Source organism: Snodgrassella sp. ESL0323 (assembly GCF_013346865.1).
GTDB lineage: Bacteria > Pseudomonadota > Gammaproteobacteria > Burkholderiales > Neisseriaceae > Snodgrassella > Snodgrassella alvi.
Map to the genome: position 1 here is coordinate 96,850 of NZ_JAAEDT010000015.1, position 21,351 is coordinate 118,200.

A 21,351-nucleotide genomic window follows, 5' to 3' on the forward strand; every position below is an offset into this window, starting at 1 on the left:
AAAGAGAAATATTAGCCGGACAAATATATGGCATCTGAAATTAATCTGTCCGGCCAGATAAACTAGCGAATTACCGGTTTATAGCGAATACGTTTAGGTTTTGCACCTTCTTCTCCCAGACGACGTTTTTTATCAGCTTCATACTCCTGATAATTGCCATCAAAAAATACCCATTTTGATTCACCTTCAGCAGCCAGAATATGTGTGGCAATCCGGTCAAGAAACCAGCGATCATGTGAAACGACGAGTACGCTGCCGGCAAATTCCAGTAATGCCTCTTCAAGTGCACGCAGAGTTTCCACATCCAGATCATTTGATGGTTCATCCAGCAGCAATACATTACCACCGGAAATTAAAGTTTTGGCCAGATGCAGACGTCCGCGCTCACCTCCGGATAGTTTTCCTACAATTTTACTCTGGTCACTGCCTTTAAAGTTGAATCTGCCCAGATAGGCTCGCGCAGGAATTTCAAATTGTCCTACCTGTAAAATATCACGCCCTTCTGCAATTTCATCAAACACGTTTTTATCATCATGCAGACCGTTACGGCTTTGATCAACAATTGATAATTTTACTGTCTGACCAATCTTTACCTCACCCGTATCCGGCTGTTCCTGTCCGGTAATCAGTTTGAATAATGTAGATTTACCGGCTCCGTTTGGACCGATAATACCAACAATGGCACCAGGCGGAATTTTAAAACTTAAATCATCAATGAGTAATTTGTCACCAAAACTTTTACAGACACGCTCAAACTCAATCACCTCATTACCTAGACGCTCGGCTACCGGAATAAATATTTCCTGAGTTTCATTACGTTTCTGATATTCGTAATTACTCATTTCTTCAAAACGCGCCAGACGGGCTTTAGATTTAGCCTGACGCCCGCGCGCATTCTGTCTTACCCACTCAAGCTCTTGCTTCATGGCTTTAATTCTTGCGGCCTCGGTTTTAGCTTCGTTCTCAAGTCGGGCTTCTTTTTGTTCCAGCCATGAACTATAGTTACCTTTCCATGGAATACCATGCCCACGGTCTAATTCCAGAATCCACTCTGCAGCATTATCCAGAAAATAGCGATCATGCGTAACAGCTACTACTGTACCCGGAAAACGAACCAGAAACTGTTCCAGCCATTCTACTGATTCTGCATCAAGGTGATTAGTCGGTTCATCCAGTAACAGCATATCCGGCTTACTTAATAGCAATTTACATAATGCAACCCTGCGTCTTTCCCCACCGGACAAATTACCAATCCGTGCATCCCATTCTGGTAACCGCAGTGCATCAGCAGCAATTTCAAGCTGATGTTCTAAATTATCTCCGGCCCCTGCCGCGATAATAGCTTCCAGCCGTGCCTGCTCTTCAGCCAGCGCATCAAAATCAGCATCCGGCTCTGCATAAGCTGCATATACTTCTTCCAGTTTTTTCTGTGCGCCAGCCACATCCCCCAAACCGGATTCCACTTCTTCTCTTACTGTTTTATCAGCATCAAGCTGGGGCTCCTGTGGTAAATAGCCGATTTTGATACCACTCATTGGAATGGCTTCACCTTCAAATTCGGTATCTACTCCGGCCATAATTTTTAAAACAGTGGATTTCCCAGCACCATTGAGTCCCAGCAAACCAATTTTGGCACCGGGCAAAAAAGATAAAGAAATATCCTTGATAATCTGTTTTTGTGGCGGCACGGTTTTACTTACGCGCAGCATTGAGTATACATATTGGCTCATAGCATATTCATCAGTGTAAATTAGTCAGAATCAGCCTGAAAGGAAGGGCTGATGATTATGATTTTAATTTTAGCATGCATATACCTGCTGTTTCCGAATGCTTTGCGTTAAAATACCACCATTTATTTCTTTGCTATCTTTCATGAATATAATCTCAACTCTGATAGATTTCATTTTACATATTGATCAGCACCTGCAATTTATTGTGACTCAATATGGAATATGGATTTATGTAATTCTGTTTGCTTTGATTTTTTGTGAAACCGGATTAGTAGTTACTCCGTTTCTGCCTGGGGATTCCTTGTTGTTTGCAGCTGGTGGAATCGCTGCTATAGGCGAAATGAATGTGCATTTTATGGTTGTGTTGTTACTGGCTGCCGCTATCATCGGTGATGCCGTAAATTTTTCAATCGGAAAAAAATTTGGTGCCCATCTGTTTGCAAATCCGCATTCAAAAATATTCAAACAAATTTATTTACACAAAACACAGGAATTTTATGCAAAGCATGGCGGAAAAACGATTATCATTGCCCGTTTTGTCCCAATAGTGCGTACATTTGCACCATTTGTAGCCGGAATGGGACATATGCATTATGGTCATTTTATACGCTATAACTGTATTGGTGCTATCCTCTGGGTTGTGCTGTTTTCTTATGCCGGGTATTTTTTTGGTAATCTGCCATTCATTAAACAGAATCTTTCTCTGGCACTGATTATTATCATTGCTGTTTCTCTATTGCCGGCTGTTATAGAAATACTGCGCCACAGATTTGCAGCTTCAAAGCAAAATTAAATATTCTTTTCTGCTGTTAATAACGATATTACAGGCATGTTATGAGTCAGATACATGTATTACCCGATCATTTAATTAACCAGATAGCTGCCGGAGAAGTGATTGAACGTCCGGCCAATGCACTGAAAGAAATAATTGAAAACAGTCTGGATGCGGGAGCCAGCCATATTGATATTCAGCTGGAAACCGGCGGTATCAAACGATTGTCGGTTACTGATGATGGCCAGGGCATAGATAAGACAGATATTCCGCTAGCTTTACATCGCCATGCAACAAGTAAAATCAGTTCTCTGGAAGATCTGGAAAAAGTAGTAAGCATGGGTTTTCGTGGTGAAGGTCTGGCCAGTATTGCCTCAGTCAGCCGCCTGACTCTAACCAGCCGTACAGATATGGATAATCACGCAACTCAGATTTATGCAGAAGACGGCAAACTCAGTGATGTTAAACCAGCTGCACATTCCATTGGAACAACTGTTGATGTAGTTGAACTTTTTTTCAACACACCGGCAAGGCGTCAGTTTCTTAAATCTCCTGCAACTGAGTTTGCCCATTGCCGTACCATGGTAGAACGTCTGGCACTGGCTCATCCTGAAGTAGCATTCAGTTTACAACATAATAATAAAAATATACTTTCATTGCCTGCGCAATCCCTGCAAGAGCGCTGCTCAGCCATTATGGGAACAGATTTTACCGCTGCCAGCCTGAGTGTTGATGAAAAACTCAATGAAATGCGTTTACACGGACTTATTGGTAAACCTACTTTTACACATGGCAAAACCAGCCAGCAATATATTTTTGTCAATCAACGATTTGTACGGGATAAAATTATTCTGCATGCAGTTAAACAGGCATATAACGATGTTTTACATCAGGCTTTAACACCTGCATTTATCCTGTTTCTTACCTTGCCTCCTACCGAAGTTGATGCAAATGTCCATCCAACCAAAACTGAAGTGCGTTTCCGCCAAGGTCAGGCTGTACATCAGCTTGTATTTCATACTTTGAATAAATGTCTGGCTTCTACGAATGCCAGCCATACCACCTCTGTATCTCAGCCGGAAACAGCACTCAAAGATATTATGCAAAAACAGCCGGCTGAAGTTCAACAAGTATTTGGTTCTAATAAAATCAATACTGCAATACACTCTCCGGCACCATATCAGCGAAGCCATACACCAGTTCAGCGCAATCTGAGTTTAAAAGAATCACAGAGTGCTCTGAATACTTATGCTGAATTATATAAATCAGAACCAGTACTTGAAAACAATACAATCAGTATCCCACAATCAGCAGAAGTTGATAATGAACTGGCCAACTTGGAGCAAGTACGCGGTATAAATTCTACTTATCAATCAGTACAGGTAAATGAAACGATAATTCCCCCACTGGGATATGCTATTGCCCAGCTACTTGATATCTATATTCTGGCACAAGCAGAAGACGCACTTATTCTGGTCGATATGCATGCTAGTGCCGAACGGGTAAATTATGAAAAAATGAAGCAACAGCGCGATGCAACGGGTAAAGTAAATAGTCAGACATTACTGATTCCAATCCGCTTTAATGCCAGCCATGAAGAAATTGCCCTGGCAAATGAATATGCCGCTACTTTACAAGATTATGGTCTGGATATTTCGGTTGAAAATCATCAGCAATTGGTGGTGCATACCGTACCCGCTATGTTGGTAAAAAGCGATATTAAGATGCTGGTACAAGAAGTTTTGGATGATTTAATGAAAATTGGCAGTAGCGAAGTCATCAGGGAACGGGAAAACCGCATTCTTTCCACTTTAGCCTGTCACGGTTCAGTACGTGCGGGACGTAAATTAACTTTACCGGAGATGAATGCATTACTGCGCGATATGGAAAATACAGAACGTGCTAATCAGTGTAATCATGGTCGCCCAACATGGGTAAAACTTCGCTTGCAGGATTTGGATGCTTTATTTTTGAGAGGTCAATAATTATCTATACTAAGATTAGATATATAAATTAATAAAAACCTCTTAATCAGCAAGATTAAGAGGTTTTATACTAATGGTAGTTAGTGATTAGCGGTAGCTTGAGATACAGAAGCAGTTTCAGACGCTGCCGGTAATTCAGCATAATCCGGCTCAGATTCTGATTCGTTATTCCACATTTTGCCATTCAGATAAAGCTTACCACCCATTAATTTCAGATGAGTTTTAATAACTCCATTGTTGATTTGTATATAGCCTTTGGTTTGCATGGATTTAACTGCACTATCAATCATCAAGCGGATTGTCTGGTCAATATCTTCAAGAGCTTCCGGACCTCCAGCACTGGCATCCACAGTAAAAAAGGCACGTGCCTGACTGATAGCAAAATTTTCCATTATTGCCTGAGGAATGGCAAAGTCCATCTCTGATTCAGTTTTGTTCAGCATTAATCCAAACTGCTGCATATCAGAGGCAAGCAGGTTTTTGAAACCAAGGCTGCCATGTATATCTATTAAGCCCTGCGGCATTTGCAATTTAAAACTGTTCAGTTTAATAAGCGGGTCATGAGTAAACAATCCCTGCCCCTCATTACGTACAGCAGATACAATTGCTGCGCGAAGTTGCTCATTATTCAGATTCTGAGTGGATAACTGAGTAATTTTATTATTAATCGCTACTAGACTGGCTGCATCCAGATGTTCGGCAGATGCATCAATATCCAGCGGACCATAAACATCATTGCCATACTCTAATTTAGCAAAACCAAATTTACCATTGCTATTAATCCACTGATCTTTTTCCTGAGTAGAAGTAGCCAGTTTCAGATCCTGAATGTTAATTTTGGCAGGAATACTGCTACCAGCCGGACTAATAAATGCACCTATCTGCAAATTGGTTACCAGATTAACCAATTGATCTAAACGGATACTGTTATCTGATACATCATTCCAGATAAATGTAATGTTTTTGATACTCAGATCACTATTACCTAAAGCCAGTGATGTTTTACCATGTTCTGTATGGCTATTCAGCTTTAAATCCTGATAAGACGTATGTCCTTTAGTCGCCAGAATCACATCCAGACCAGGACTGACGGTATGACTATCATAACTATTAAAATCTTTAGCATAATCAATTGTAGAATCCAGCCCCTGCCAATTGATTTTAATTCCGGATAATTCTTCATAATTGAATTTCGGAATTACAACGTGCATTTGTCCGCTTCCACTTAGATTAATAGTATTTTCAAGCTGTAGTGGCGCATTCTGACCAAAAAAACGATCAAGAATCTGTTTTGCCTGAGGCGTGAACTGTAGCTCAGTTTCTACATGAGCCCGTACAGGACGAATACTGCCGGCAAATAATCCATGATGTACATGATTAACCAAAGTAATCGGTTGTTGCAGTACCGTGCGTACATTATCCGGTAACTGTTGCTGTACACCGGCAAAAAAACTGGGTTTAAAGCGAATCTGCATAGTCTCTGTTGAGCTAAACCAGCCGCGTTCATAGTTCTGCTTTTCAATCAGTAGAAAAGAATTTTTGGCTAGTAAAGCACGCTGTTCGTCAAGACTTTGCTGGGCTTTAATACCCAGATAGTATGGCAAACCCAGTAAAATCAGTAATACAACCGCCACTAAGGCAGCAACAATCGTTACAATACGTTTATTCATGCTTGAAATATCTTATATATCTACGTTCTGCAAGATTAGCAGGATAACATCAAACAGAGCATTTGTCCGCCGGGTTTGCTGCTGATAACTGCCCTAGTTTCATTCCGGTATCTGCAAATCAGACCTGAAAAATAAAAATATTAATTGTTTGGTAGGGTGTTTACCAAAAGCCGCTGCCGCTGTTGTTCAAATAAACAAATAGTTGCAGCCATAGCCACGTTAAGTGATTCAGTCTGACCAGTCATGGGAATAATTACGCGTCTGGAAGCAGCTTGTAGCATTTTTGCACTCAGTCCGCTTCCTTCATTGCCGAATATCCAGCCGGCAGGTTCGTTCAGATTTAATGTATAAAGACTATGAGACTCAGGACTCAATACCGTAGCATACAACGGATAGGCATAATCTGTACACCATGCTGTTAAATCGGAAACAGTCTGTATATTCAAATAGGCATGCGCGCCCATTGCTGCACGTAATACTTTAGGCGACCAGACATCAACACTATCTTTGCTCAGTACAATATTATGAACACCGGCAGCCAGAGCACTGCGTAAAATGGTACCGGTATTACCGGGATCCTGTACTCTTTCTAAAAGAATAACATCCTGAATATCTGATGCAGATACAACCTCCGGTAGCTTCACTATTGCTACAGGTTCTCTTGAATTAACTAAATCACTGATTTTATCCAGTAGATTGTTCGCAACCAGTACAACCTGATGTGCCGGAATTGTTGCAAGTAAATCAGAAATTTCCGGGTCATGAATACGCTGTTGCGGTAAATATAATGTCTGAATTAAATATCCAGCCTGAATAAATGTTTCAACCAGATGAACACCTTCCAGTACAGCAAGCTGATGCTGACGACGGTAATGAGACTGAGCAATTAATTTGGACAAATGCTTCAGTTCATTATTACTGGCAGATTGTATAATTTTATAACTCATACAATATTTTGGCTTTCTTCTAATTGCTGATTAAGAACCTGACTGATTTGATTAACGGCTGTTAAAGTACGCAGCTGGGTAAATAACTTTCCTGCTTCAGGGTAATTTAATTTAAGCATGCCCAGCCATTGCTTTAGTCTGGATACCGGATAAGCAGAACCCTCGGCGGCTTTATCACAGCAACTATTAAAAAAATCATTAATCCACGGCAGAATTTCTTGCCATGATAGAGCAGATATTACTTGCCCATGATTATAGGCAGCAATTTGCCGCGCCAGATCCGGACATTGAATTGCCCCGCGCCCCAGCATAACATCTGTACAATTACTAACAGCACGGATTTTCTGATAATCAGCCAGTGTAAATACATCACCATTGGCAATAACCGGAATACAAACTGCTTGATTAATACGTCCTATCCATTCCCAATGAGCGGGAGGCCGGTATCCTTCGATTTTTGTACGTGCATGTACGGTTAGCTGCTCTGCACCACCCTGTTCTATGGCCTGTGCACAATCTAGAGCCAGATCTTTATTTTCATAACCCAGACGCATTTTGGCACTCAGCATAATTTTATCTGACAGGCTTTTGCGTACTTTGGCTACTATTTGTTCAATTTTATCCGGATACTGCAAGAGAACTGCACCACCCTGATGCTGGTTAACAGTAGGAGCCGGGCAACCAAAATTTAAATCAATATGTGTAGCACCCAGTTCAACCACTTTTTGAGCATTCAGTGCCATATTTTCTGCATCGCTTCCTAATATCTGTACGGCTACAGCAGTACCGGCCTGAGTTTGATTATTATTTGCCAGTTCAGGCATATATTTCAGCCAGATAGAGCGACCATGAATGGTATGAGTTATGCGCACAAATTCAGTAACACAAACATCAAATCCGCCAATGCGTGTTAACAGATCGCGCATTGGCGCATCTATTAAACCCTGCATAGGCGCCAAAAATAATTTTGGTACAGTACTTTTAGTTTGCAAAATAATACAGCCCACACAAATTACAATTACTTAAATCAAAAAACAACGCAACTCGTTTTATAAACAAGTTGCGTCAACAATTATAAAATAAAATTGCTTTTGAAAGCTTTAATCGCGTAATGTTTCAATCAGATCGATTAATAATTCAACATCTTCTTTTTTCAATACTTCAAAGCCTTCATTTAAACCCAAGTCCTCCAGCAGCATTTCACCAGCCGGAGTATCATGCATGGTACTAAATGCATTCTGTAAGTTTTCCAGCATTTCTGCATTACGCGGATGCAATAAAATCAAATGATACAAATCTTTGATTTTACTTTCAATTAACAGGTTTAAGCGACTACGTGTAATAGAGGTCAGTTTATGATAAGCAGAGGACATAAATAAACCAATATTACCCTGATTCTGTATCAGTCCGCGTGCAACAGCTGCAAAAGATTCACTTTTAATCCATGTTAAATCTTTTTCTTCTATATCTACGGCTTCCAACAGTCGCAAAGCAATTAATTTAACATCATAATTCTCGGTACACAGAATTGACATACCGGGCTTGATATCTGCAAGTGACTTAATATCACTGTCAGCACTACTGGCAATAACCATCTCATCAAAACGATTGACAGGCTTTACTACCGGCAAATAACCAAGTTCGCGAATAAGCTTGGAAGCATTGAACGGATTGGCATAGATAATATCAACATTATCATTGTCAATTTCCTGCTGTTCTTCTTCAGAATTGCTGGCCATAGATAAATGCACTGGAGCATCAATCAGCCGTTGCAGGCGAGTATTAAGAAAATGCCATCCGGCATAGTATTCAGGAGGAAAATCTGGGGCAATTAAAAAATTGATAGTCATGAGTTACCCCGCTCTTCTTTCATGAGACCTTCATATAATGTCTGCATTTCTAATACTTTACTGCGGGAAGGTTTACGTCGTACAGAGGTATAGCCTTCAATAACACCATCACGGATATTAGGTACTATCGTAGCGTAAACCCAGTAAAAACCACCATCTTTACGCAGGTTTTTTACATAACCATGCCATTTTTTTCCTTGCTCTACAGTATCCCACAAATCTTTATAAGCTACTTTGGGCATATCAGGATGGCGTAAAATATAGTGCTCGGCACCCATCAGTTCATCGCGCGACCAGCCACTCATGTGTACAAACACTTCATTTGCATGAGTGATAATTCCCTTCAGATCTGTTCTTGAAGTAATCAGACAGCCATCAGGAAACTCTGTTTCTACATCAGTACAATATACCGTGCGTTTTATACCATCGTAATGTGTCAATTCAAATGTGCGATGTTCAATTTCAGGCACTTTCATTGGTGAAATCATTATGACTCCATTTTCTTGAATGTGGACAACCAAGCAAATAATGCAATAATTAATTTGCAATATATATTGCGCCGATTAGCAAAAGAACACAAAGCATTTAATCAGGTTGTGTAAAAAAAGACACTATTTATTGACACAAATCAACCCATATTCAACTTAATGTAAAAAAAAATATACACTGATTAATTAGATATAACATATAATTGAGCGATATATCAACTAAAAAAGCTCTATATTTACCGTTTCTTTGAAGACTCAGACTGATATAAACCAGCCCATTTCATAATATTGGCTACTTCAAATTCATTCAGTTCGTAATACTGACCACGTTTCAGTCTATTAGGTAAGGCAATTGGTCCAAATCGCACGCGAACCAGACGGCTTACAGTCAACCCCTGACTTTCAAACAAACGCCTTACCTCACGATTGCGACCCTCTTTAATGATGATGTTATACCATTTATTCGCTCCTTCACCACCCTGTTCCCACAGATGCTGAGCCTGAGCAATACCATCTTCCAGTTCAACACCATTGAGCAAACTCTGTTTCTGTTCTTCACTCAGTTCACCCAGAACACGGACAGCATATTCGCGTTCTACTTCAAAACTCGGATGAGCAAACCGGTTAACTAGCTCGCCGGAAGTGGTTAATATCAATAGCCCACATGTATTGATATCCAGACGACCAATGGCTACCCAGCGACTGCTGGCAGTTTGAGGCAAGCGATCAAATACACTAACCCGTCGCTGCGGATCATCACGGCTGACAATTTCACCTTCCTGTTTGTAATAAACCATAATGCGCGGCAAACGATCCGGCCATTTGATATTAATAGCAGAACCACGCACACTGACTTCATCATCCGGCGTGATTTTGTCTCCCAATTGAGCCACTTTACCGTTAACACGTACCAGCCCCTGGCTAATCCACTGCTCCATTTCCCGTCTTGAACCGGCACCAGAAGCGGCAAGTGCTTTTTGCAGTCTCACAGGTTCCATTTTTTCCAAACTGATACGCTGGTCTTTCAGCATCCTTGCCCGTTGCTGAATTTCTTGATTAGGCGTACGCTGCACCAGTTTTTTGGCACGCTGTACTTTCGTTTTTGTATTAGCTGTAATTACAGAACTATCCGCTTTACCACCAGTATTATTTTGCTGTCTGAGAGCTGATTTGGTCTTATTACCGGAGTGTCGCCCAGAAACATGTTTATTGCTTTTACTGGCTACTCCGTCGCGTATTTGACGTTTAGTTAATTTTTTCTTGGCTTGATTCATTCATATACTCCTATCTGTCTTCAGACAGTTCTTCTGCGGTAGACTGATCTACGGCAGGTTCATTTAAATCAGGTAAGACAAGCTCACCCAATTCAGTTAATGGTGGTAACTGGCTTAAATCTTCCAGCTGCAAATCACTCAGAAAGCCAGCTGTGGTAGCCCATAAATTTGGTCTTCCCAGGCTATCACGCTGTCCGATAATTTCTATCCAGCCTCGATCCTGTAATGTTTGTAAAACATTACTTGAGACAGCAACACCACGGATAGCCTCAATATCACTTCGCGTTACCGGCTGCTGGTAGGCAATGATGGCCAGTGTTTCCAGTACAGCCCGGGAATAACGGGGGGTGCGCTGAACATCCAGACTGGCCAAACGGGGATAGGCAGCATGAATAACCTGAAAGCGCCAGCCCTCGGCACTATGCACCAGATTAAGTGCCCTTTCCTGCCAGCGTATTTGCAGTGCTTCCAGTATGCTGGTTAACTCATCTGATGATAAAGGCGGATCAGTAAGTGCAGACAAAATTTTTTCACTTAATGCCTCACTCTGGGTCAGCAATGCAGCTTCAATTAATGCTTCGATAGAAACAGATTGATTCATAGTCATATATTTCTATACTTAAATTGAAATCCGTTTTAAATAATCTATAAAGATTAACCTTTGCGCGCAGCTTTTCTGGCTGCCCGTTCTGCCTTAAGCTGTGCTTCATGCTGCTGACCTTTTTTCAACCAAACTGCCCACTGATTGGGCGTTTCCAATGTAATACGACCGATTAGTCCGTCACGAAAATCGGTCAGCAAGCGTTCAGCAGCTTTCTGGTAATCAATGCGCCCGCCACTTAATAATGCACCACGCTTTTTACCTACCCATTCTAACCATTGATCATCAAGCCAGTGCGGGCTTTCGCTCAGGTCAGCCTGATAGCGTTGCTGTAGTAACGGCAAATAATGCCGGCGCAGATAATCCAATAATTCCAGTGCTACCACCTCTTCATCCAGGGCATTACGACCCACGGCACCACTGGCAGCTAAATTATAACCGGCTTCCTCAACTATAATTTTCGGCCATAACATTCCGGGCGTGTCGTATAACCAGAAATCATCAGCCAGTATCAGTCGCTGTTCAGCCTTAGTAATACCCGGTTCATTACCGGTTTTAGCACTGCGTTTACCCAGCATGCCATTAATTAAGGTAGATTTACCTACATTGGGAATACCGCAAATAAGCACTCTCAGTGGTCTGTCCAAACCGTGGCGATTAGGAACCAGTGCACGGCTGGCCGCAATAATTCTGTTAGCAGCCTGCTTTTCTGATGCATCCAGTGCCAAGACATTAGTATTGGACTGGGAACGGTAATCAGCCAGCCACAACTCTGTGCGCTCGGGATCAGCTAAGTCCTGCTTATTCAGAATTTTTAATTTTGGTTTATTCCCGGACAGTTTTGCCAGCAAAGGATTGGCACTGGAAGCAGGCAGGCGGGCATCCAGCACTTCAATTACCATATCCACGCTCTTTATCCGTTCGGCAATGACTTTTTTGGCTTTGTTCATATGCCCGGGATACCACTGAATAGCCATAAATTGTCCTTGTCTGAAATCAAAAATATCAAAACTGAAAACATTCAGGCAGCCTGACATCAGGCTGCCTGAATAACGCATAATGCGTATTATACCGTTTTTTCAGAATGATTACTTAATTCTAACTGTCTGTGCCGAATCAATACTGAATAAGCATTTAACTTGTTTGCCAGTGCTTCTACAATATAAACAGAACGATGATGACCACCAGTACAGCCGATGCCAATATTAACATAACTGCGACTTTCTTTTTCCATTTGCGGTAACCAGCGCAATAGAAAACCGGATAAATCATCTATCATTTCTGCCATAACCGGCTGTCCGGAAAAAAATGTCCTTACAGGTTCATCCAGACCACTATACGGACGTAAGTGGAAATCATAATAGGGATTAGGTAAAAAACGCACATCAAAAACGAAATCAAGACCGGCAGGTACACCAAATTTATAACCAAAAGACTCCAGAACAACACGCATTGGCGCTACCGGCAAGTGCAACCATTGCTGAATCTGACGGCGCAATTGCGAGACATTCAGTAATGAAGTATCTATTACATAAGCGTGGCTTTGCAAAGTAAACATGTATTGCTGTTCAGCAGAAACACTCTCACTTAATGTTTTATGTTCACGTGCCAATGGATGGCTGCGGCGTGTTTCTGAAAACCGGCGCAGTAAAACGGCTACAGAAGAAGTTAAAAACAGCAAATCTACCTGATGCCCCAAAGTACGTAACTGTGTGACCAGTTCCAATACATCTGCAGGGTTGAAGCGTGAACGGATATCTACGCTTACGCCAAGTTGCGCTACATGACTGACTGCATAGTGTTCAATCAGACCGGGCAACAGCTTTACCGGTAAATTATCAACGCAGACAAAGCCGACATCTTCCAGTAAACGTAAAGCAATGGATTTTCCGGAACCGGATAATCCGCTAATCAATACTATCCTCATGATTCACCGCATCCTCTTTCAGCATTGAATTATGACGATCCAGAAATTGCTTGGTACTGTCCTGACCACGCATTTGTAAAATAAAATTACTCACAGCAGCCTCTACCAATACAGCCAGATTTCGACCCACTGCTACTGGCAGAGTAACACTGCGAATAGATACATTGAGAATGCTTTCAGTTTCACTTTTTATACTCAGACGGTCAATCCTTTGCATATGGGTATCATCGGCCAGCACCAGATTGATTATCAGCTGTAACTGCTTTTTGGGTCGCACAGCAGTTTCACCGAAAATTGCCCGTATATTCAAAACACCAAGACCGCGCACTTCAAGAAAATCCTTCAGCATAGCCGGACAGCGGCCTTCAAGTGTTTCCGGCCCGATACGGTATAACTCCACCGCATCATCTGCCACCAGACCATGTCCGCGTGATATCAGCTCCAGCGCCAGTTCGCTTTTACCCAGACCTGACTGACCGGTTATCAGCACACCAACTTCAAATACATCCAGAAATACGCCGTATTTAACTGTAGAAGCTGCCAGCACCCTCTGCAGATAAATTCGCAAAACATCCATCAGAAAAGGGCTTTCTGTTTTGGATGTCAGCAAAGGTACATTATGCGTATGACAATAATCACGCAGCATATAGGGCACAGGTAAATCATTTGCGACTATGATCAGTGACATAGTCAAATCGAACAATTCATTAAGCGTGGTTTTGATTTCACCGGCTTCAATTTTATTCAGATACTCGACTTCTGCAATCCCGATTACCTGCACCTGATTGGGATGAATAAAATTCAGATGTCCTACCAGCGCCAGTACCGGCTTATCGGCGTCAATACTGATACGGTTATCCGCACCGGCTGTGCCGGCAGACCATGCAAGTTTCAGTTTTGTCTGATTGTCATGATATAAGCGCCGTACCGAAATACTGGGCATAGTAATGTTTCCTTATACCTGTTCTGCTATCAGTATTTCACGCACACTTTCGGCACTGGTAGCAGACAATAATGCATTGCGTACAGATTTTTGTGAAAATTTTCCGGCCAGTTCCGATAAAACATTCAAATGCTTGGTTGATGCATTTTCCGGTACCAATAGTATAAATACCAGACTGACGGGTTGCTCATCCGGAGCATCAAATGCGATGGGTGTCTGCAGACGGAAAAACGCACCTACCGTATCTTTTACTGCACCGGTACGCCCATGCGGAATGGCCACACCCTTACCTAATGCGGTAGAACCCAGCTTTTCGCGTGCAAACAAACAATTAAAAACATCTTCCTGCGACAAACCTGCCTCTTCGGATAATAATTGACCGGCTTCTTCAAACAGACGTTTCTTACTACTTACATTTAAATCAAGAACCACATGTGAAACCGGTAAAATATCCCCAATTAAACTCATGCTCATATTCAATTCCTATCAAACTGCACTGTACAGCCGGCTAATCCGGAAAGGGGACTAATTTACTTTGCTGAATCAGATACAATTTATTTCAATACAATCAAATTACAAAAATTATCTCTTATTTCTACCCGATAATGTTTTCATTGCTCATGATTTGCCTATCCAGTAATGCAGAAGCAATCCAATAAACAGGATAAGACCAATCCGGTTATTACGAACAAACATGATAAAGCATATTTTGCGGTCTCTTGTACGAATATTGAGCCATTGACAATACTGCAAAACAGATACAATTACCAGTGCCAGCCAGTACCAGATAGTTGCGTGAATCTGCCAGCCAGCCAGAATCATCAGCAGATCAAACCCTGCATGACACAACATAACAGCAGTAATATCGTGATTACCAAAAGTAATTGCAGATGTATGAATGCCGATTTTTAAATCATCTTCCTTATCTGCCATGGCATATATAGTGTCATAAGCTAAAGTCCACAATGTATTGGCAGCCAGTAAAATCCACGCAATCATCGGCACATGATTAGTTATCGCTGCAAACGCCATAGGTATCCCAAACGAAAATGCCAGACCAAGATATAATTGCGGTAAAGGAAAAAAACGTTTAGTAAACGGATATGTCATGGCTAGAAATAGTGCGGGAATACTCATCAGCCAGGTAAGCCGATTCATAGGCAGCAAACAGAATGTAGACAAAATACACAGTAGTAATGTCAGTATGAGCGCTTCTTTTTTACTTACCTTTTTTAAAGCAAAAGGTCGCTGACAGGTACGATCAACAGCACCGTCAAAATCGCGGTCTGCATAATCATTAATCACGCAACCGGCACTGCGCATTAAAAAAGTGCCGATTGTAAACAGCAGCACGATTAACCAGTCCGGATACCCGTCTGCAGCAATCCATAAAGCCCACCAGGTTGGCCATAACAGCAATAACGTACCAATCGGCCGGTCTATACGCATTAACTGTATATAGACTTGAAAGCGCTCAGCCAACTGCCCGTTTTTTTTATCTTGCAGTTTCCTTTCTACAAAAAATCGATTCACACCTGTCTTTCAATGTTAATGCATGATTAAAAAATACAAAGATAGCCTCTGCCACATTGCCAGAACACTACTGATGCTACTACTATCAGAAAGAAGTCGGCAAACCAAATAATTGTAGCATAAGCATAACAGCTAACTGCACTCTGAAACCATAATCCAAAGGAGTAAGATATGGATTTAATTTTATGGCGTCATGCCGAGGCTGAAGATAGCCGCAATGATATGGCACGAAGATTAACAATTAAAGGTCAGCAGCAGGCAAAGTCCAGTGCTCAATGGTTGCATCAGCATTTACCGAATAACTTTCAAGTTTTCTGCTCAGAAGCAGTAAGAGCACAGCAAACTGCAGAATTTCTTAAACAGCCTTTGACTATTAATAAATTACTGAATCCTAACAGCCATCCGCTTAATCTCGCTACTTTTCTGCAACAACAGAACGCTGCTTCTTCTACACAGATATGGGTAGGTCATCAACCATGGATAGGTCAGTTCTGCGCTTATTTGCTCAACGGCATCTGGTTACCGCAGCAATTCTGGTCAGTGAAAAAATCAGCTTTTTGGTGGTTTGATGTCCGTTTTTATCAACAGCGCCATCAGGCACGGCTAAAAGTCGTTCTTGCACCCGCTGCTTTAAAATAAACCATACAGATATAATCTGCAAATGAAAGCATATAGCGATGAGTTGGTTACATAAAAATGTCAATATCGGACATAATCAGTTCAATGAAAAAAGCTTTTTCACAAAGCTTAGTAAAAATGCCTTAATTCTGGGTAAGCCCGTAATGGTGCAGCTATACACCTTATATCTGCTTTTTAAATCAGCAGAAACACCGCTACGCAGTAAAATGCTGATATTGGGTGCCCTGCTCTATTTTCTCAGTCCTATAGATCTGATTCCCGATTTACTCGGACCAATAGGATTTACTGATGATATTGCGGTTATTACCATGGTATGCAGACAACTGCAAAAAGCCATCACACCGGCACTTAAAGCTCAGGCTGAAACAGCTGTTTCCCGATTCTTTCACCGTTAAATCATACCTTCCTGCTAAGCTATTCAATATTATTTTGATATAGCCGCATCAGTTTATCCATAAAAATAAAAAGCTGCTGGTTCATAACAGAATAATCAAAATATCTGATTTCCTCTGCTGACTGAATAAAAGGATAATCAGCTGCTTTCTCTAATTCAGATGCAGAAGCTGCAATTAATTTATCAATAGCTTTTGCATTCAGCTCCAGATGACACTGAAAACCGTATACCAACGGTGCATAACGGATAATCTGACACGGACAACCTTTACTATAGGCAAGCACTTGTGCCTGTTCGGTCAGACCCGGCATATCACCATGCCAATGTGCCACTAGCATTTCTTTATCAAAATGAGAGATAAGTTCATCCGCCATACCTGCATGAGTTAGATAAATTGGAAAATAACCAATTTCTTTATTAGGACTGTGTTCATACATTCCGTTTAAAGCCTGCCCGATTAATTGGGCACCTAAACAAATACCAAGCACAGCCTTACCATTATTAATGGCACTGAGAATCAGACTTTGCTCTGCATTAGTATCAAAATAAGGGCATTCCTCAATTGTCGTAACTGGTGATTGCGGCCCCCCCATAATAATCAGCATATCGAAACCAGCTGCAGATTCGGGTAATTTGTCGCCAAGATAAACGCGTGAATGCGAAATCTGATAATCTCTACTGATTGCCCATTCTTCACAAGCTGCAGCTTCTTCATAATCCTGATGAATAATAAAATGTACCCGCAATTTTATTCTCCTCCATATACAATAAAATCAGAATGAACCGGTTAAACTATACGGTTTTTTCCGGTAGATATCCAATTATAAAAGGATCTCCATTTATCAGATTTTTGATTTATGATATAGCCAAAGCAAATATAATAGCGCCGCACAAACAGTGCGGCGCTGATTTAAGCTAGGGTAAAATTAATTACTTGCTGGCTTTAAATTCTTCATGATATTCACAAGCCAGTTTATGCAGAGATGCACCAATAGCTTTGTACTGATATTCATTCAGATTGGCTAATGAAACACGACCGGATGGGTGACGTACGGCAAAACCTTTACCCGGTAACAATACTACACCGGATTCATCCGCAATTCTGAACAGCAGTTCATTCGGGTTTTTGGTTTTAACAACCCATTCAGCAAACTCATCACCATACAGCTGACGTGCAGTATCTTCCATATCAACCAGAGTGTAGTAATCCACACTGTTTTCATTAAACTCATGTTTAATACCCAGCTGTTTGTACATGGCAGCACTGCGGTTGCGAATCAGAGCCATCAGAGCATCTTTATACTGTTTCTTGGTATCCATCATTTCGGCCAGAGAGAACAGTACCATCTGCACCTGTTGTGGTGTAGACAAACCAGCTGTGTGGTTCAGAGCAACAGCACGGCTATCAGCAACCATACGGTCGATCAGTTTCAGTTTTTCCGGTTCCGGAGTAATAGACAGATAACGTTTGTGCAATACCTGACGTTCTTCTTCAGGCAGCTCAGCAATTTTCTTGTCCAGTACATTTTCTTTGGCCATGGCAATCACACCCAAGCGCCAACCGGTAGCACCGAAGTATTTAGAGAAAGAGTACACTAAAATAGTGTTGTACGGGCACAGAGTAAACAGAGATTCAAAGTTCTCAGCAAATGTACCGTATACGTCATCAGTCAGAATAATCAGATCAGGACGTTTTTTCACAATGTCAGCAATAATCTGCAGACTGCGGTCGTCCATTTTCACTGAAGGCGGATTGGATGGGTTAACCAGATAGAATGCTTTGATTGAAGGATCTTCCAGTTTGCGCAATTCGCTTTCAGGATACTGCCAGTCCAGTTTCGGATCAGCATTGATTAGAACTTCTTCCAGTTCATAATCGTTCAGTTCAGGAATTTCCAGATAGGGTGTGAAAATTGGTGCGCCCAGAGCAATTTTATCGCCATGACGAATCAGACCATTCTGTTTCAGAGAACTGAAAATGTATGCCATAGCAGCAGTACCACCTTCAGTTGCAAACAGATCGATATCATCATTAGACATCGTTTTAGCACCCATTTCTTCCAGAATATAGGTTTTAACGATTTCTTCAGACAAGCGCAGCATACGGTCAGGTACAGGATAATTGCAACCCAGAATACCTTCAGTCATTTCCAGCAGGAACTGATGCTGATTGTAACCAAGCTGGTCACGTACATAAGACATGGCTTTGCTCAGAAAATCAACACCTGGTTTGTGACGGTTACGACGGATAAAATCATCAAATCGTGCCATCAGATCATCTTTAAACGGCATACCACCGATATTCTGATCCAGGAAAGAGAAAGAAATTTCAGACTCTTCCGCAGCAAACAAACCTAATTCAAAAAAGGCATTGCGTGGTAAAGTAGCCAGAAAATTAGGGTTACCACGGCCGGCATTCAGCATCATCCGATCGTTGCGGCTCTGTGCCAGATCAATCAAGTGATTTTTCAACTCAAACGGGCTTAAATTAGCATATTTTTCAAAATCATGTTTTGAAGTCATAATAGTTTCCTCAAGAAGTTAAAGCACATATCAAACAAGAGCCACAATCAACGGACCTAACAATGTCAGGAACACATTGGCTAATGCATATGTAACGGCAAATGGAGTAGTCGGAATTGCATTTCCTGCTTTATCCAGAACTTCACCAAATGCAGGATTGGCACTGCGTGAACCAGCCAAGGCACCTGCAAATACAGCTGCATTGTCATAACGAAGCACATAGCGACCAAAGAAAATAGCCAGAATCATCGGAACCAGAGTAACCACCACACCGATCAGGAACAGAGTCAGACCATGTTCTTTAATAGTGGTAATTGCCTGTAAACCTGATTGCAGACCCACAACAGATACGAAGCCGGCCAGACCGAAGTCCTTCATAAACTGAGAAGCCGCAGCAGGCATATTGCCGAATGTCTGTTTACGGGCACGCAGCCAGCCAAAGAAAAGACCAGATAACAATGCACCACCACCGGCACCAAGCGTAATCGGAATATTGCCGATACGAATTACTACCCAGCCGATAATCAGACCAAGTACTACGCCCAGACCGTGATAAGCCCAGTCAGTTTTACTATTAACCGTAATAGGTGCACCGATGATGTGTACGACACGGTTAATATCACTGGTAGAACCGTAAATGGTCATTACATCGCCTAGTTTGAACTCTGTATCAGGTGTCAGATCCAGTTTTTCACCATTACGATGCAGTTCAATCAGATAGATACCATGCTGAATTTCAAAATCTTTATCGCTCATATGAACTTTGGAACGAATTTCAGCCATGGTTTTATTTGCATACTCAGGATTGCGGAAAACCACATTTTTAGTATCAACAATGACTTCCAGACCCGGTTCGGCATCCAGTTCGCGGCCGAATAAAGTGCTGACAGAAGTAACAGCTTCACGACGACCAACAATCAGAATGATGTCTTCCGGTTTCAGAATCGTAGATGGAGTGCAGTCAATCAGATTACCGTGACGTTTAATGCGTTCGATCGTAATACCCAGATTTTCTAATTCAATATCTTTAATAGATTTCTGAATATCATGTTCAACCACATAGATACGTCCCACCATCTGCGTAATTGCCATCCCCTGATTACCTTCGAGTGCCATAGCACCTTTCAGTTGTTCAGCTTCTGCAGCTACCGCATCATCGCGAATATCCCGACCCATGATTTTCGGTAACACATTCATACAAATTATGATTGCGCCCAGAGAACCAAAGATATATGTCACCGCATAACCAATAGCTACATTAGCCTGTAACTGCTGTAACTGATCGGCAGGCAGACCCATATGTGTCAGAGCATCAGCAGCCGTACCCAGAATTGCTGACTGAGTTAAACCACCGGCAGCCAGACCAGCGGCCAGACCTTTATCCAGATGGAACAGGCGTGCCATAATCATTACCGTAATAAAGCCGGTAATGGCGATAAACAATGCCAGAAAGATTTCACGCAGAGTTTTTACACCCAGTGAACGGAAAAACTGAGGACCACTTTCATAACCCACAGCGTAAATAAATAAAGTAAACAGCAATGCCTTAAGGCCAGAATCAATGTGAACATTGAGCAGGCTTAAGACCACTGCCACCAGCAAGGAACCGGCAACCCCGCCAAGCTGGAACTTACCGAAGCGTATATTGCCCAGCAAATATCCCAGACTTAACGACAGAAACATCAGAATAACCGGTGATTCCTTAATATTAGTCAATACCCAATTCAACATATGTCTACCTTCTCCTGAAAGAACGAAGGCTAGTGTGCGCTTATGCGCTTTTAATTTTTGTCTAAATATTCATATGTTCGAAAATTAATGATAATTTTGGTATTTTGTTAACAACATTGGCATTTAATTAATCAAATTAACCACGTTTAATTACTATGTAAGATTAATTTCACACTAGTGTAATAAGCAGCTTTTAGGGTGTTTTTCCTCTGATTTAAAAGAGAAAAGTTAAGATTATGTTTAGATTTTTTTATTAATATATAAACAAACACAATAATAAAAAATTCAATATGAATAAATATTGAAATATATCCTGATATCAGCTTATTCAAACCATCATTGAA

General features: G+C 41.5%; 20 protein-coding genes. 4 read left to right on the forward strand and 16 right to left on the reverse strand.

Annotated features, from left to right (window positions below; all coding sequences use genetic code 11):
* Positions 1-62: 62 nt before the first annotated feature.
* Positions 63-1,730 (reverse strand): energy-dependent translational throttle protein EttA, encoded by a 1,668-nt coding sequence (gene ettA / locus GY065_RS05900; protein WP_174833428.1) that lies wholly within the window; start codon positions 1,728-1,730, stop codon positions 63-65.
* 148 nt (positions 1,731-1,878) lie between these two features.
* Here ettA and GY065_RS05905 point away from each other — a divergent pair, with 148 nt between their 5' ends.
* Entirely contained in the window at positions 1,879-2,523 is a 645-nt protein-coding gene (locus GY065_RS05905) for a DedA family protein (RefSeq protein ID WP_084554406.1), read from the forward strand.
* A gap of 41 nt (positions 2,524-2,564) precedes the next feature.
* A complete protein-coding gene (mutL, locus tag GY065_RS05910) occupies positions 2,565-4,487 on the forward strand; it encodes a DNA mismatch repair endonuclease MutL (RefSeq protein WP_174833429.1) in 1,923 nt (640 codons plus the stop codon).
* 80 nt (positions 4,488-4,567) lie between these two features.
* Here the strand turns inward: mutL and GY065_RS05915 are convergent, their stop codons facing one another.
* The 12 genes from GY065_RS05915 to ubiA all read right to left on the reverse strand — a co-directional run bounded on the left by GY065_RS05915 (position 4,568) and on the right by ubiA (position 15,636).
* Positions 4,568-6,157 (reverse strand): YdgA family protein, encoded by a 1,590-nt coding sequence (locus tag GY065_RS05915; RefSeq protein WP_174833430.1) that lies wholly within the window; start codon positions 6,155-6,157, stop codon positions 4,568-4,570.
* Positions 6,158-6,297: 140 nt separating this feature from the next.
* Entirely contained in the window at positions 6,298-7,104 is an 807-nt protein-coding gene (locus GY065_RS05920) for an RNA methyltransferase (RefSeq protein ID WP_025330755.1), read from the reverse strand.
* A complete protein-coding gene (locus GY065_RS05925) occupies positions 7,101-8,054 on the reverse strand; it encodes a tRNA-dihydrouridine synthase (RefSeq protein WP_174833431.1) in 954 nt (317 codons plus the stop codon). Before GY065_RS05925 ends, GY065_RS05920 begins: the two co-directional genes overlap by 4 nt.
* 150 nt (positions 8,055-8,204) lie before the next feature.
* A complete protein-coding gene (locus GY065_RS05930; protein ID WP_037476292.1) occupies positions 8,205-8,954 on the reverse strand; it encodes a PhnD/SsuA/transferrin family substrate-binding protein in 750 nt (249 codons plus the stop codon).
* Positions 8,951-9,442 (reverse strand): PAS domain-containing protein, encoded by a 492-nt coding sequence (locus GY065_RS05935; RefSeq protein ID WP_232346093.1) that lies wholly within the window; start codon positions 9,440-9,442, stop codon positions 8,951-8,953. Before GY065_RS05935 ends, GY065_RS05930 begins: the two co-directional genes overlap by 4 nt.
* Positions 9,443-9,678: 236 nt before the next feature.
* Positions 9,679-10,716 (reverse strand): pseudouridine synthase, encoded by a 1,038-nt coding sequence (locus GY065_RS05940; RefSeq protein ID WP_174833432.1) that lies wholly within the window; start codon positions 10,714-10,716, stop codon positions 9,679-9,681.
* A gap of 10 nt (positions 10,717-10,726) precedes the next feature.
* Positions 10,727-11,317 (reverse strand): SMC-Scp complex subunit ScpB, encoded by a 591-nt coding sequence (locus GY065_RS05945; RefSeq protein WP_037476284.1) that lies wholly within the window; start codon positions 11,315-11,317, stop codon positions 10,727-10,729.
* A gap of 53 nt (positions 11,318-11,370) precedes the next feature.
* On the reverse strand, positions 11,371-12,294 hold the full coding sequence (gene ylqF / locus GY065_RS05950; protein WP_174833510.1) for a ribosome biogenesis GTPase YlqF: 924 nt from the start codon (positions 12,292-12,294) through the stop codon (positions 11,371-11,373).
* 89 nt (positions 12,295-12,383) lie between these two features.
* On the reverse strand, positions 12,384-13,244 hold the full coding sequence (gene rapZ / locus GY065_RS05955; RefSeq protein WP_174833433.1) for an RNase adapter RapZ: 861 nt from the start codon (positions 13,242-13,244) through the stop codon (positions 12,384-12,386).
* Positions 13,225-14,187: an HPr(Ser) kinase/phosphatase gene (gene hprK / locus GY065_RS05960; RefSeq protein WP_025330762.1), complete on the reverse strand. Its 963-nt coding sequence runs from the start codon at positions 14,185-14,187 to the stop codon at positions 13,225-13,227. The genes rapZ and hprK overlap by 20 nt, the downstream gene beginning before the upstream one ends.
* A 12-nt stretch (positions 14,188-14,199) precedes the next feature.
* Positions 14,200-14,655 carry a PTS IIA-like nitrogen regulatory protein PtsN gene (ptsN, locus tag GY065_RS05965; RefSeq protein WP_025330763.1) on the reverse strand — a complete coding sequence of 152 codons (456 nt, stop codon included), beginning with the start codon at positions 14,653-14,655 and terminating at the stop codon, positions 14,200-14,202.
* Positions 14,656-14,805: 150 nt separating this feature from the next.
* Positions 14,806-15,636 (reverse strand): 4-hydroxybenzoate octaprenyltransferase, encoded by an 831-nt coding sequence (gene ubiA, locus GY065_RS05970; RefSeq protein WP_174833511.1) that lies wholly within the window; start codon positions 15,634-15,636, stop codon positions 14,806-14,808.
* A 255-nt stretch (positions 15,637-15,891) separates the two neighbouring features.
* Between ubiA and GY065_RS05975 the strand changes: the two genes are divergently transcribed.
* Positions 15,892-16,359: a histidine phosphatase family protein gene (locus GY065_RS05975; RefSeq protein ID WP_100115702.1), complete on the forward strand. Its 468-nt coding sequence runs from the start codon at positions 15,892-15,894 to the stop codon at positions 16,357-16,359.
* Positions 16,360-16,397: 38 nt separating this feature from the next.
* Positions 16,398-16,754 carry a YkvA family protein gene (locus GY065_RS05980; protein ID WP_078475639.1) on the forward strand — a complete coding sequence of 119 codons (357 nt, stop codon included), beginning with the start codon at positions 16,398-16,400 and terminating at the stop codon, positions 16,752-16,754.
* 19 nt (positions 16,755-16,773) lie between these two features.
* On the opposite strand, the gene GY065_RS05985 is transcribed toward GY065_RS05980, so the two are convergent.
* From GY065_RS05985 to aspT, 3 genes are all read right to left on the reverse strand, one after another.
* Complete coding sequence (locus GY065_RS05985) at positions 16,774-17,499, reverse strand: glutamine amidotransferase (RefSeq protein WP_174833434.1); 726 nt, start codon at positions 17,497-17,499, stop codon at positions 16,774-16,776.
* A 184-nt stretch (positions 17,500-17,683) separates the two neighbouring features.
* A complete protein-coding gene (locus GY065_RS05990; RefSeq protein ID WP_025330768.1) occupies positions 17,684-19,276 on the reverse strand; it encodes a bifunctional aspartate transaminase/aspartate 4-decarboxylase in 1,593 nt (530 codons plus the stop codon).
* A gap of 30 nt (positions 19,277-19,306) precedes the next feature.
* Complete coding sequence (gene aspT / locus GY065_RS05995; RefSeq protein ID WP_037476278.1) at positions 19,307-21,007, reverse strand: aspartate-alanine antiporter; 1,701 nt, start codon at positions 21,005-21,007, stop codon at positions 19,307-19,309.
* Positions 21,008-21,351 lie beyond the last annotated feature (344 nt).